10 protein-coding genes are annotated in these 14,360 nt (G+C 49.2%); all 10 read right to left on the bottom strand.

Features of this window, described 5'->3' with window-relative positions; genetic code table 11:
* The coding region (gene aspS / locus POREN0001_RS05895) for an aspartate--tRNA ligase (protein WP_004334026.1) at positions 1–1,661 on the bottom strand (1,661 nt) is incomplete at its 3' end.
* A gap of 216 nt (positions 1,662–1,877) precedes the next feature.
* Positions 1,878–2,054, bottom strand: coding sequence for a hypothetical protein (locus POREN0001_RS09440; RefSeq protein WP_004334041.1), 177 nt, complete (start codon positions 2,052–2,054; stop codon positions 1,878–1,880).
* Between the two features lie 136 nt (positions 2,055–2,190).
* Positions 2,191–3,588, bottom strand: coding sequence for an asparagine--tRNA ligase (asnS, locus tag POREN0001_RS05890; RefSeq protein ID WP_004334039.1), 1,398 nt, complete (start codon positions 3,586–3,588; stop codon positions 2,191–2,193).
* Between the two features lie 28 nt (positions 3,589–3,616).
* Complete coding sequence (locus POREN0001_RS09280; protein ID WP_004334033.1) at positions 3,617–4,996, bottom strand: pseudouridine synthase; 1,380 nt, start codon at positions 4,994–4,996, stop codon at positions 3,617–3,619.
* Between the two features lie 259 nt (positions 4,997–5,255).
* Positions 5,256–6,596 (bottom strand): adenylosuccinate lyase, encoded by a 1,341-nt coding sequence (gene purB / locus POREN0001_RS05880; RefSeq protein ID WP_004334035.1) that lies wholly within the window; start codon positions 6,594–6,596, stop codon positions 5,256–5,258.
* A 36-nt stretch (positions 6,597–6,632) separates the two neighbouring features.
* Positions 6,633–7,112 (bottom strand): 2-C-methyl-D-erythritol 2,4-cyclodiphosphate synthase, encoded by a 480-nt coding sequence (gene ispF, locus POREN0001_RS05875; RefSeq protein ID WP_004334029.1) that lies wholly within the window; start codon positions 7,110–7,112, stop codon positions 6,633–6,635.
* A 35-nt stretch (positions 7,113–7,147) separates the two neighbouring features.
* Entirely contained in the window at positions 7,148–8,332 is a 1,185-nt protein-coding gene (porV, locus tag POREN0001_RS05870; RefSeq protein ID WP_004334043.1) for a type IX secretion system outer membrane channel protein PorV, read from the bottom strand.
* A gap of 89 nt (positions 8,333–8,421) precedes the next feature.
* A complete protein-coding gene (gene porU / locus POREN0001_RS05865; RefSeq protein ID WP_004334027.1) occupies positions 8,422–11,961 on the bottom strand; it encodes a type IX secretion system sortase PorU in 3,540 nt (1,179 codons plus the stop codon).
* Positions 11,962–12,158: 197 nt separating this feature from the next.
* A complete protein-coding gene (gene lpdA / locus POREN0001_RS05860; protein ID WP_004334031.1) occupies positions 12,159–13,517 on the bottom strand; it encodes a dihydrolipoyl dehydrogenase in 1,359 nt (452 codons plus the stop codon).
* A gap of 4 nt (positions 13,518–13,521) precedes the next feature.
* A complete protein-coding gene (gpmA, locus tag POREN0001_RS05855; RefSeq protein ID WP_004334037.1) occupies positions 13,522–14,268 on the bottom strand; it encodes a 2,3-diphosphoglycerate-dependent phosphoglycerate mutase in 747 nt (248 codons plus the stop codon).
* Positions 14,269–14,360 lie beyond the last annotated feature (92 nt).

The raw sequence follows: 14,360 nt of genomic DNA, 5'->3' as shown, positions 1-14,360 counted from the left end.
TTTTTGGGGAATGCAATGCAGTCGCGGATGGAGTCTAGGCCAGCCATGATAGAAACCCAGCGGTCAAGCCCGAATGCGACTCCTCCGTGGGGAGGTGCTCCGTACTTGAATGCGTTCATCAAGAAGCCGAATTGCTCCTCGGCTTTCTCCTTGGTAAACCCAAGAACCTCAAACATCTTGTGTTGCAATTGTGAGTCGTGGATACGGATGGATCCGCCGCCAACTTCTACACCATTGATCACCATGTCATAGGCATTGGCGCGTACGGCTCCAGGATCGGTGGAGAGGAGAGAAATATCTTCTGGCTTGGGGGAGGTGAAGGGGTGGTGCATTGCGTAGAAGCGTTGTGTCTCTTCGTCCCACTCGAGTAGGGGGAAGTCCACAACCCACAGACACTCAAATTTATTGGGGTCTTTAAGTCCGGCAAGGTCGGCTACGTGCAGGCGGAGTGTACTCAATTGCTTGAGCACACTGTAACGTTCCGTGCCGAGTAGTATGAGGACGAGGTCTCCGCTCTTTGCCTCTGCTGCCTGAGCTATTGCTTTGAGTGCGTCAGCGTCGAAGAACTTATCTACCGAACTTTTGAAAGAACCATCAGCATTGCACTTGATCCAGATGAGTCCCTTTGCTCCTACTTGAGGACGCTTTACATAGTCTGTAAGTGCGTCTATCTGCTTACGTGTATACTCGGCGGCTCCCTCTACGGCAATGGCTCCCACATAGGCAGCTTCGTCCATGAGGCTCATGCCGTGCCCCTGGGCTAGAGTGGTAATCTCTCGGATGGGCATCCCGAAGCGGAGGTCCGGCTTGTCACTTCCGTAGCTATTCATGGCTTCGTACCAGCTCATTCTGCGGAAAGGGGTGGCGGGAGTGACTTCTCGTATTTTGCTGAAAAGCTCTACGGCGAGACCCTCGAAGACCGTGAGGATATCCTCTTGATCTACAAAACTCATCTCGCAGTCTATCTGTGTAAATTCGGGCTGACGATCGGCACGAAGATCCTCATCACGGAAGCACTTAACGATCTGAAAGTAGCGATCCATCCCAGCCACCATCAAGAGCTGCTTAAAGGTTTGAGGAGACTGTGGTAGAGCGTAAAACTCGTTAGGATTCATACGCGAAGGCACGACAAAGTCGCGAGCACCTTCGGGGGTCGACTTGATGAGCATGGGAGTCTCAATCTCCAAAAATCCTAAGCGATCTAGGTAATTGCGAGTGAGGAGAGCCATGCGATGGCGTAGCTCGATATTGCGCTTTACAGGGTCGCGACGGAGGTCGAGATAGCGATACTTCATGCGGAGGTCGTCTCCTCCGTCTGAGTTGTCTTCGATGGTAAAGGGAGGGACTTCTGAAGGATTGAGTACCCGGCAACTTGTTACCTCTAGCTCAATATCTCCCGTTGCTATCTTGTCGTTTTTGGCAGACCGCTCACGCACCATACCGGTGGCTTGCAATACACACTCGCGTCCTACACCATCAAGGGCCGATTGGAGCTCGGGGTGTGCAGAGTCGAATACGAGTTGAGTAATGCCGTAGCGATCGCGAAGATCGAGGAACGCCATAGCCCCCATTCTACGAAGTTTACTTACCCAACCAGCAAGAGTTACCTCACTACCTATGTGCTCTTTGCGGAGCTCTCCGCACGTATTTGTCCTGTACATTTTGTTCTTTTGTTAGCCTATAATCTCTCTATCCGGAGAGCTATCAATTCATGGTTACAAAGGTACTAATATTTACATCTATATGGTTGTCGTAATAGACAAACCCCACTCCTACAATCGGAAAGAATGCAGGGAGTGGGGCTCTTTATATGAGTATGGGTGCAAAATCAAATTCCCCTTATGGAGGGATTACACCCGGTAAAAAGGGCGAGTTTATTACTCTGCGCCGGCTTTTCTATTGAGGAAGATATGGGCAAGAAACCCGATGATAACTAAGCCCAAGCCACCGCCCAATGTAACATTGCTCGTCTGATCTAAAAAGTGAGGTATAGCGATAACTAACACTCCGATGAGGAGGAGTATTGATCCGAGATACTTTAGGAGATTGTTCATATAGCTCTGTACTATCTATTTTGTTCTGAGTGCAAATTAAGCGATTATTGCTGAATCGGAGAAATCTTTACTTAGAAAAAGCAGCCCTATTGCCCTATTAGGTAGGGAAGATAGGCTGGCTTTCTCTTTGATTTCACTAGAATTCGGCATTGTTTGGGGTGCGAGGGAAGGGGATAACATCGCGGATGTTGCTCATCCCTGTTACGAAGAGAAGGAGACGCTCGAAGCCTAACCCAAAGCCGGCATGAGGCACTGTGCCAAAGCGACGAGTATCTAGGTACCACCAAATATCTTTCTCGGGAACTCCCATCTCTTGAGCGTGGGTGCGAAGTTTGTCAAAGTCAGCTTCACGCTCACTACCGCCGATAATTTCTCCGATTAGAGGGAAGAGAACGTCCATGCCTCGTACCGTTTTGCCATCCTCGTTTTGCTTCATATAGAAGGCCTTAATCTCCTTCGGATAGTCGGTCATGATTACGGGCTTTTGGAAGTGCTGCTCCACAAGGTAGCGCTCATGTTCGCTGGCAAGGTCTACGCCCCAGTACACGGGGAATTCAAATTTATGCCCTTCGGCAATGGCCTTTTCGAGTATCTCAATCCCTTGCGTATAGGTGATGCGCTCGTAGCTATTGGCAAGGACGAAGCGAAGACGATCCATTAGTCCCTTATCGAAGTGCTCCGAGAGGAAAGCCAAATCGTCCGCACAATTATCAAGAGCCCACTGTACACAATGCTTGGTAAACTCCTCTGCAAGGTCCATGTTGTCGTGCACGTCGAAGAACGCAATTTCGGGCTCAATCATCCAAAACTCAGCAAGGTGACGAGGTGTATTGGAGTTTTCTGCACGGAAAGTGGGACCAAAAGTATAAATCCCTCCAAGGGCAAGGGCTGCCAGCTCTCCCTCTAGTTGTCCTGAGACGGTAAGAGCGGTAGGTTTACCGAAGAAGTCTTTTTTGTAATCCACTTCGCCGGCCTTGTTAAGAGGTAATTTATCTAGGTTTAGAGTCGTTACGCGGAACATTTGCCCTGCTCCTTCTGCATCACTAGAGGTAATGATGGGGGTGTGCACATAGTAGTATCCCTTCTTATGGAAAAACTCGTGGATGGCAATAGCCATATTGTGTCGGATACGCAGTATGGCACCAAAGGTATTGGTACGAGGGCGCAGATAGGCTATATCGCGAAGGAACTCTAGGGAATGCCCTTTTTTTTGTAGAGGGTAGCTATTGGGGTCGCATGTGCCGAATATGGTAATCTCTTCAGCTTGTAACTCAACGCTTTGTCCTGCTCCCTGAGAGGCAACGAGGGTGCCTCGTACAGCCAGAGATGCCCCAGTAGTGATTTGTTGCATAACCTCGGGTGAGAAGCGAGCCAGATCTGCTACGATTTGTAGATTATGGATACAGCTACCATCATTGAGTGCAATGAAGCTTACCGCTTTATTGCCACGGCGCGTACGCACCCAACCCATAACTGTGATTTCTTGATCTAATGTAGGCGAGGCAATAACCTCTTTAATCATCAATCTTTTCATGTACCGATATTGTTATACTCTCTCTATTCTATTCGTAGAAGTCGTGACGGAGGTTGCGTACTTCGTCCTCTGTGAGGTAACGCCATCTGCCTCGTGGAAGATCTTTTTTGGTCAAGCCGGCAAAGTAAACGCGATCGAGTTTGTAAACGCGATAGCCAAGATGCTTGAATATACGACGCACGATACGGTTGCGACCCGAGTGGATCTCTATACCCACAATGGCGAGATTGTTTTCGTCTACATAGCTGATAGCATCTGCATGGATCTCCCCATCTTCGAGCTCTATGCCCGAAGCGATTTGTTGCATGTGCTCCACCGATACGGGTTTATCGAGCGTTACTTGATAGATTTTCTTCTTCTCGTACTTGGGGTGCATGAGCTTTGCTGCCAGGTCACCATCGTTGGTAAGGAGGAGAAGACCTGTGGTATTCCTATCGAGACGACCAACCGGATAGATACGCTCGTTGCAGGCGTTACGTACCAAGTCTATGGCTGTGAGTCGTTTTTCGGGGTCGCTGCTGGTAGTTACGCAGTTGCGTGGTTTGTTGAGCAGTACGTATATCTTCTTTTCGATGGAAACGGGCTTCCCATCTACCGAAATAAAGTCTTCTCGAGTGACGTGTTTCCCTAGTTGTGTGACAATCTCTCCATTTACAGAGACGTGCCCATCCACGATGAGTTGGTCGGCAACACGGCGAGAGCATACGCCCGAACTGGCCAAAAACTTATTGAGACGTAGAGGGGTCTTAGGATCCACCGGCATCTCAGGATAAGAGATAACCTCCTCCGGTCTGCGTTGAATTTTCTTCTTTTTCTTTTTCTTGCCCTTGGGGGATTGACCTGCATGTTGTGCTTTTTCATCGAGAGGCTCAGCGTTGTGACGCTTCTTTTGTCGCTCAAAAGGATAGATGGGTCTATCGTCCTCTCTGCCTCCCTCTTGAGAAGAACGTCTGTCGCGGACGTGGTGGGTGGGTCGATGAGAAGAGGTGCGTACGGGCTCATCTTGCTCGAGCATTTGCATGGTGCGCCCTATCACTTCGTCTGCTTCGCGTGAAAGTTTGTCAAACATGCCTTCGAGTGATATATCCCAATCTTCGTCATTGTTGCTCTCCTTTTGCTGTGCTACAGCACGGGAGGCATCGTTGTTTCTACTAATGATGGAAGCGCTACCACGCTTGTCTTCGTCGGTAGAAACAAGGATACAACTTTTGCGGTCGGTGGTTTGGGAAATCCGGGTGCGGGTACGCTTGCGTCCTCCTGTATTTGTTTTAGTTGGGGTCTCGTTGTTTGAGACTTTTGATTCTGAAGCTGTGGCTTCCTGCTCTTTCTCAGGTGCTGCCTCTGCTGAGGACTTCTCTGAGTTTTGGAGTGCTTTTTCTTCAGATTCGATGGAGTCTTTATTTTCCATTCGGATAATTCAGTGATCTACTTTTAGGTGAGTGTAGACTCTTTTTGTTTTGTACTAATAAAATATTTGTCTTGATCTCGTACACCTCTCGTGTATGGAATCAAGATGATGAAAAGGCAAATACCGGATGGAATAGAATGGTATTTTGTCCCTCCTATCTTGCCCCTTGATCAAAAACTTTTCTTGATTCTTTGGCTATAACTTTGTCTGCTTTCAGTTTATTCCTTTCCTGCAGACCCTCACAAAGGTAGTGATTTATTTATATACCTACGTAAGTTTGGGGAGAAATGGCACGCATTTCCTCTTTGATGCTTGGGGCTACATCCAACGTATCAATAAAGCGATGGATGCTCTCCGCAGTCATGGCTTCGCCCGTACGTGTGAGTCGTTTTAGCGTTTCGTAAGGGTTAGGGTACCCTTCTCTTCTTAGTATGGTTTGTAGGGCTTCTGCTACCACCTCGTAGTTGCTTTGCAAGTCGTGGGCGATGGCATCTTCGTTCAGAAGTATCTTTCCTAACCCCTTTTCGAGGCTCTTTAGTGCAATAAGAGTGTAGCCCAAAGGTAGCCCTTCGTTGCGGATAACGGTAGAGTCCGTCAGGTCGCGTTGCAGGCGAGATATAGGGAGCTTCGATGCCAAGAATAGAGCTATCGAACTAGAGAGCATGAGATTGCCTTCGGCGTTTTCGAAGTCAATAGGATTCACCTTGTGAGGCATGGCAGAGGAGCCAACTTCGCCCGCTTTGATGCGCTGTTTGAAGTATCCCATGGAGATGTACATCCATACGTCTCGGGCAAGATCGACCAAAATGGTATTGATGCGCGCTATGCTTTCGAGCAGAGCTGCCAGATGGTCATAGTTTGATATTTGGGTTGTAATTTGCTCCCTTTCGAGCCCCAAAGAGGCTACGAAATGGTTGCCAAATTGCTTCCAGTCGATCTCGGGATAGGCTACATGGTGTGCATTAAAGTTACCTGTTGCCCCACCAAATTTAGCCCCAAAGGGTATTGCATGATAGAGTTTCAATTGCTCCTCTAGTCGGTACACATACACCCCGAACTCCTTGCCTAGGCGAGTGGGGGAGGCGGGTTGCCCGTGCGTCCGAGCCAGCATGGGGATTTCTGCCCACTCATGGGTGTATTTGCGGAGAAGCTCCAATACTCGAGAGAGTGCCGGCTCAAAAACCTCTTTGAGAGCCCCGCGGAGCATCATCGGGAAGGCTGTGTTGTTGATGTCTTGAGAGGTAAGTCCAAAGTGCACGAACTCCTTAGCCCACGATAGATTGAGGGCATCAAAAGCAGTCTTTATGTAGTACTCAACCGCCTTGACGTCATGATTGGTTACAGACTCTATCTCCTTTACTTTGGCAGCCTCTTCAGGGGTGAGCGTGCGGTAGAGGTCGCGTAGTTGCTCCTTTGTGGCTGAGTCTATTTTGCTTTGCAGCTGAGGAAGCGTATCCGACAGGGCAAGAAAATATTCTATTTCAACCCAAATGCGATAGCGAATTAGGGCATATTCGGAGAAAAAACTACGCAGGTCTTGCGTCTTAGATTGGTAGCGTCCGTCAAGGGGAGTAAGTGCAAGGAGACTATCGAGAGACATAAACAAATTGATAATGATGAGGGATAGAAGATTTTTTTATCGGTATAGGAGGGCTACAGCCTGGGCGGCGATTCCCTCTTTTCGCCCTGTGTAGCCTAGATGTTCTGTAGTTGTTGCTTTTATAGAGATGCGTACCTCTTTACCCAAAATGGCAGCAATGCTCTCCTTCATAGCCTCTATATAGGGAAGCATCTTGGGTGCCTGAGCTATGATTACGAGGTCTATGTTGCCAATGCTCCAGCCCTCGGAGGCTACGAGAGAGGCTACACGCTCTAACAAAATACGGCTGTCTATCCCCTTGTAACTATTGTCGCTAGGCGGGAAGTGGTAACCTATATCGCCCAAGGCTGCTGCTCCTAGGAGAGCATCGCAGAGGGCATGAAGAGCCACATCCCCATCGGAATGCGCTTCCAATCCCATCTCGTAGGGGATTTCTACTCCGCAGATACGTAGGGGGTATCCTACTGCCAATCTATGTACATCGAAGCCCGTGCCAACGGAGAAAGGACAACTCATATCGCAATTGTATTTAGGTTTGTTGGAGAGGTCTTTTAGCGAAGGAGGTTGCGAATCCCATCCATATCAAAGGAGAGCGAGAAGCGCAACGTTTGATCCAGAGGGTTACTGGGGACTGCTGATATTAGGTAAGAGGCGTCGAGACTGAAGACACTCATCTTGAATCCGGCACCTGCTGTAAAGTACTGTAGATTCCCTTTATTGGGGTGTTGGTACTGATAACCGGCACGAAGGAAGAAGCGATTGTTATAGCTATACTCGGCTCCGATGCCTAGGTTTATCTCTTGGAGTTCTTCCTTAAATCCCCCAGGAGCATCGCCAAACGACTTGAAGATACCGGCAATAGAGGAGGTTTTTTGGTATTCTTCTATCTTACGTGCATATTCATCCGGCTTGGTGGGGTCTTTGATAGGAGGCGTGGGAACCAATAGTTTGTTGGCCTCGATATTGAGAGAGAGGGCGTTGTAATCGTCGAAGGGGTAGAGAATACCTGTACCTACACGCAGGTTGGTAGGAATAAACATAGACTGATTGCCTCCGTAAGATATCTTGGTACCGATATTGCTAATGTTGAATCCGAAAGTCCAGAGAGGCTCGGAGTCACCGGCCACGAAGTACTTAGTCAGATAGCCGGCAATGTCGGCAGCGAAGGCGTTGCCCGCACGATTTTCTCCCGTACTGCTTGCTGTGTTTTGATCGCTACGAATGTAACGGAGTACAACTCCCATAGAGTAATCGGAGGTTATCTGCAACGAGTAACCAAAGTCTAGGGCAAACTCGTTAGGGTGAGCCTCCCCTAGAGAACGTGCAAGGTCGTCGAAAGTACGAATGGTACCAAGCGAGAAGAAACGTAGAGAAGCACTCAGAGCTTGGTTGTTTTCGCTACCAATCTTGTAGTACCCGGTGAGTTCCATTAGTTTGATATCGTTTACCAACTTGGCAAGCCATGGGGTATAAGTGAAACTGACTCCGGCCTTGCTTGATAGCAATGCGTACTTAGAGGGGTTGTAATACTGCGAATTAACATCGGGAGTAGAGCTTACCCCAACATCGCCCATACCTGCAGCACGAGCTCCCGGGGATATGTGAAGCGAAGGCACCGAGGTGGTGACTGCGTTGAAGCGTTGCTCTTGTACATCATTTTGTGCCACGAGGGCGAGCGTAGAAATAATAACGGAGACTCCTATAACTAGGAGACGCTTTAGGATTGTACGATTCATCTTAATTCTATACGTGTCAAGTTGTGTAACTTAGTTGGTGTACTCTTTTGTTCACAACTCTATTGTGCCGCAAAAGTACAATATTCTATTCATTTGGTTGCCCCGGAGGAGCTCTCTTCTAGGAGTAATTTCCCCATCGTTGTAGCACTTTTTCCATTGCTACCGGATAGGGTACACCTATATATGTATAGCCCTCTTATGGGCGAGGTTTGATAGGAGGTAGTGGGGGTCCAAGGGATACGAATGCTCCCTTGTGAGGGAGATACAAGGCTAAATGATGGGCTCTTGGCCACGCATCGCCCTGTGAAGTCGAAGAGCTCGATGGTAAGAGACATCTCCTCCCCGGGAGTATTTGTAAATATCTCAAAGGTGATAGGAGAACCAAGTAGGGCCGGATTGGGGAAGGCCTGAGAGGCAGCAACTTGGGGAGCCAAATCTTTGTTTACACGGAACGAAATGCTCTTCTCTGCTGCATTATTAAACACGTCCCATACACGGAGGGTGGCGGTGTGATCTCCCTCGGGTAGCGTGGGAAGTAGGTACACAACGGAGCCCTTGCCGGCCTCTAGTTGGTTGGCTCTATAGTAATCGTTGAGAGTAAAGGTGTAGGTAGGATTGTTGTCTATGGATAACGTAATACCATGCCCTAGGCCTCCTGCCGATAAATTGATACCGCTCATATCAAAAAGATCTGCCACGAATAGCGGAGTAGTGCCCACCACAATGGGAGCTCTGAGGGTGGAGTCATTGAGATAAATCCTCTGTATCTCAGGAGGGGTTTTGTCCTCTTCGGATCCACTCCCCCCCATCTCTAGCTTGAGAGATTTATCCACACCCATGGCTTCTCGCTTAAGAGAAGATGAGTAGGCATAGAAGTTGATTTTCCCTTTTTTATCGGAGTAGGAGATATCTTTGGGTACCACAAAAGAGGCGGTGAACTGCCCATTTACAACCTCGGCATTACCGGCATAGATAATCCCGGGGTACTCTGAGAATTTGTATACACTCTCTTGATACTCCGGTATGTTTTCTTTTAGTGTAGAGGAGATCTGCTCAGCATCGAATACCGTAATGGCAATCGTACCATTAAAGTTTCCATCGATAGTTCCGCTCAAGTCGTGTATGGCTCCTTCGAGCGAAACACGCTCAAGGGCATGTAGAGAAATACCTTTTTGAGGATCGGGTTGCTTCCCATTTATCTTGAGTAGGGCTGCTTGATGCGTAGGCATCTTAAGGCGCAGGGCAGGGTCTCCTATCAATGAGAAGTTGAGTTTGTTAATCGTATCTGAGGTGTAGGCACTGTTCTTGGCATTGCGCAGCACGTCTCCCAATTGATGTAACCGCCCTCCCTTGTCTTGCGTGAAGAGTGTGCGCAAAAAGTGTCTGTTTAGCTCTTGGTTGGGGACATCGAATACCACACGAGTGGTGGTAAAGAGGGCAGAGGCTCCTCCTCTATCGTTGAGGAATGCCACTTCTCCGGCAGAGGTCGTACTATTGTCGTAGGGGCAGAAATCACAAGTGGCCGTTATCCAGAGAGGGAGGCGTTTGTTGCTTAGCCGCTGTACGTCAGGGAGGGTCATTATCTGCTCGTCCGTCCAAGCCGTAGGGCTACCATGCCCTGTATAATTGACAAGAAGGAGCCCTTGGTCTATAGCATCTAGGAGTTTCCGTTTGGCTGTGGGTACTGTTGTAAGCCCATTAACGGTGCTCTTGGGAAAGGCATCAAGGTACACTTTGTTTACGATGAGCTCGGGTTGTATCTCCTCTAGTATCTCAGTAAGCTCATTGGCTTGCCTGGCATGCGAATAGCCATCTTGGTTGTCTGCAAGAAAGAGGGTACGCGTCTTCCATACCCCGGGATCTCCGTTTTCGGCGTAGCGAATGGTCTTGTCTACGGCAGCTTTAGCTTCGCCAAGAGTACGAATGGGGAACCTCCCAATCCCAATAGATAGCTGTTTGCGGCCATTGGTCAGATGGTCTTCTCCATCGCGGAGGTAGCCAAAGTAGTCGTCCGTAGTATAGCTATAGATGTTGAGAGAATTGGAGCTTTGGTAGGTGAGTAGGAAGGGAGTGTTTTGTAGACCAATACTCTCCCAATGCACGCTTACCTTGCGGTTGTCTGCTGCGCCATCACCAAAGAGAAGGAGCTGTTGTGCCGATTGCTTCTCTCCGGGGTGGGCTGCCATCCAACGGTCGTAAAAGTATTTTGCCATTAGGCGATAGGCTGTGGCGTCGGGAGTCCCTGCATTGAATTCGTTAAATAGAGCCGTCTCTCCCACTACGAGTACTTGCATTCCGTCTACCGATCGATGGAACTCGGCAAGTCGCTCCGCTTCGGAGAGAAATGCCTCCGGAGAGAGTATGATAAGATCGGGTATAGGGGCGGAGTGTATATTTTGGTTAGCAACCTCCCCTACGACATTTGGGGTATAGGCATCTTGCCAAGAGCATGCCAAAAAGTTATAGGGTTGGCCCTCTCGGTCGAGTGCTTGTGTGGTAAAAGAGTGTGTACCTCCACTCTGTGTGGTCTGTACACGATAGGGGAGGGAGCTTTCGGGAGAAGTTGCAAGTATGATGCCATTTTGGGGCAACCCCGAGACCTGATATAGGAGCGCATCGCTCCCCTCTTGTATTCTGCGAAAATCTGTTTGCTGCCCCGTAGTGTAGTGCAATCTTTGTTCAATAATAAACTCAAGAAAGTCTACATAGGCATTGTCTCCGGCAGGGCGATAGGATGCGTCAAGTGCGAGATTTCTAGAACTGCTCGTTACCGTTACATTGGGTCTGAAGTGATAAATACCGGCAAGGAAGTCACGAGTTGTATGATCTTCGCTCAAAGAAATAGGGTCTTTTGCCAATTCTCTACCATCAAGAGAGAGTGTAAAGAAGCCTTGGGTGCTGGGGCGAGCCATGTAGGCATAGTTTATTTTGATGGCGTTGCCGGCTTGTTCGCCATGCCCTAGATTTACGATGATTCGTTTGGGTTGTCCGCCCAAGAGAGGCTCTCCAAAGAGCATTCGTCCCGATTGTTTGGGGGAGAATATGTCTCGCTCGTGCAGTACAAGGGCATCGTAGGTAGAGGTAAGAGCCGGAGCCGCTTGGGAGGCTGTTGGTTTGCGTTCCTCCATGAGTAGGGGGCCGGGCGTTGCTGCATCGCTAAGGAGGTAGTACCCAAGGCGTGTGTAGTGGTTGGTCACATGCCTATAGCACTTTTGAGCGGTATCGTAGTACCAGTGAGTCGTGCCCTCTCCATAGAAATAGATTGCATTGTTGTGCCGAAGAAGGGGCACTTGGGGGAGCCCTGCCACCGAAGAGGCTTTCTGCAAATCTTCGCTAAGTAACCTCCCTCCACGCCCATAGACGCCTACTGCTTCGGGATTACTAAAGCCCATCTGACGTAATTTGTCGTAGGAGAGTGTGTATAGCCCCGATTTGTCTACACTTATCTTGACCCATCGACCTGTGGCAAGGGGGGAGCTTTCGTCTACCTTGTTTTGAGCAAAAACGTACTCTCCCATCCCTAAGAAGAGGAGGAAAAAACTCCCGATAATAAGAGCAAATCGGATCAGTTTATGGTGATAGTCTGTAGGGAACGGTACTACAGAGAGGAGACTATTGCGCTTCTTCATGCTTATACAACGGATAAGTAGGGCTCTCTAGTGTATGGGGAGAGGGAAGATTGTTGCAGGAGGATTTCTCTCTCTTACTAAAGAAAAAGACCTTGCCTCCTAGTGTACTGACTTCGGAGCAACTAGGGGGCAAGGGATAGGAGCGTTAGGGAGATGTCTTACAAATAGTTCTTACAAACTTGGTTGCAAGCGGAGGCCTAGGCTACGGGGCTACTCTCTATAGTCTCTTTGATAATCTCCCCAACTGTTGGGTGGGGGAATACTACAGAGGCCAACTCGTGTGCTTTGATACCTCTTTCGATGGCAACGGCTATCACAACGATAAGTTCGCTGGCAGGATTGCCCAGCATGTGTGCCCCGAGTAGGGTATCGTCCTCACCGATAAGGATTTTACACACCCCATTTGCCATCTCGTTCTCAGCAACGAATCGTCCGGCAAAAGCCATGGGCAACTGGTGCTTACGATAGTTGATGCCCTCTTTTTTGAGTTGGTCTTCGGTCATACCTACGCCTGCAACTTCGGGCTGTGTGTAGATAATGCCGGGGATGGCTCGGTAGCTCATTTGGGCATTTTTGCCAAGCATATTATCAACGGCCACCTCTGCTTCGCGCACAGCTGTATGGGCAAGGAGTGAGTAGCCCGTTACATCCCCTGCGGCATAAACGCCGGGGAGCGAAGTGCGCATCGTTGCATCTACTTTTACTCCTCGTCCCTCCATCTCAAGACCGAGGGGAGAGAGCTTTTCAGTCACAGGGCGGCGACCCACGCTTAGTAGGATGCGTTCTGTTGGGATTACAAAACTATTGTCTTCAAACTCTACCGTTACGCCATCCGGAGCTACGGAGGTGACTTTGTGCTGGAGGTAGAATTTTACGCCTAGCTTGGTGTATTCGGCACGTAGCAAGGCGCCCATTTCGCTATCCATACCGCCTAAGATCTCGGGGAGCATCTCGATAACATGTACCTCCACGCCCACACGATTGTAGAAAGCGGCAAACTCCATCCCGATAACGCCTCCGCCGATAATGGCAATGCTTTTGGGGAGTTCTTTACTCTCTAGTGCTTCGCGGCTAGTCCAGTAGTCCACAGTATCTAGGCCGGGGATAGGGGGGACGAACGTCTCGCTACCCGAGGCGAGGAGGAGACGAGGAGCCGTATAGGTTTCTTCTCCTACCTTCACACTATACTCTTGGGGAGTGGTGGGGGCTAGGATTTCCCCTTCACCCGTGACTACGGTTACTCCGGCATTAGTCATCTTACCTTTGATACCGGCAACGAGCTTGCGTACGACTTTGTTTTTGCGAGCATTTACTTTGTCCATCAAAAACTGGTCGGCCGAAGCCTCGATGCCGTACTTCTTGGCATCCTCAGTGAGGTGCCAAATCTTGGCGGAGTAGAGCAGCGTCTTGGTGGGTATGCACCCCTCGTTCAGACAAACGCCTCCAAGGGCACGTTTTTCTATCAAGAGCGTGTTAAGTCCTCCACGGGCAGCACGCTCTGCAGCTGTGTATCCGGCAGGGCCTCCCCCTAGGATGATTAAGTCGTGTGTAAGCATAGTCTTATTTCTTCTTCCCTTGGTTAGCAACGGCCTCTTGTAGAGCGCGGATTTCGTCGGGATCTCCCAAGAAACGATCGCTTACGAGGTTCATATTGTCGTCAAACTCAAAGAGGTAGGGTACGGCTGTGGGGAGATTGAGGGCAGGAATATCCTCATCGGATATTTTCTTTAGCACCTTGATAATCCCTCGGAGGCTATTACCATGAGCTGCAATGATAATCTCATTGTTCTTGGCAAGGTCGGGCAGGATTACATTTTCCCAAAACGGAGTGATGCGCTCTACGGTGTCTTTGAGGGACTCGGTAAGGGGCAACAGTTTGGGATCTACTGCGGCATAGCGAGGGTCGGCAAGAGGAGCGCGCTTGTCGTCTCGGTCTAGAGCCAAAGGGGGGACGTCGTAGCTTCTGCGCCAGATATGTACTTGCTCATCGCCATACTTTTCTGCCATTTCGGCTTTGTTCAGTCCCTGCAAGGCACCATAGTGCTTTTCGTTGAGGATCCAAGTCTTCTCTACGGGGATCCAATCCAAATCCATTTCGTCTAGGACCACATTTAGCGTTTTGATGGCACGTTTGAGGTATGAGGTATAGGCTTTGGCAAAGCGGAACCCTTCGGTACGTAGCAGTTGTCCGGCTTTATGAGCTTCCTCTACTCCCTTTTCGGAGAGGTCTACATTGGTCCATCCTGTAAAGCGATTTTCTTTGTTCCAAACACTCTCGCCGTGGCGGAGCATAACTAGTCTTTTCATATCAAGTCTTGTTATAGACGTTATTACAATTCCCTACAAAGATAGGCTAAGTTGGTCAAAGATAGCCGTTTTTATGCCCTTATTGTCGCTGT

The sequence above is a fragment of the Porphyromonas endodontalis ATCC 35406 genome (assembly GCF_000174815.1).
In the GTDB taxonomy this organism is placed as follows: domain Bacteria; phylum Bacteroidota; class Bacteroidia; order Bacteroidales; family Porphyromonadaceae; genus Porphyromonas; species Porphyromonas endodontalis.
The sequence above is the reverse complement of the archived record's forward strand: the minus strand, read 5'-3'. Positions and strand labels throughout refer to the sequence as shown.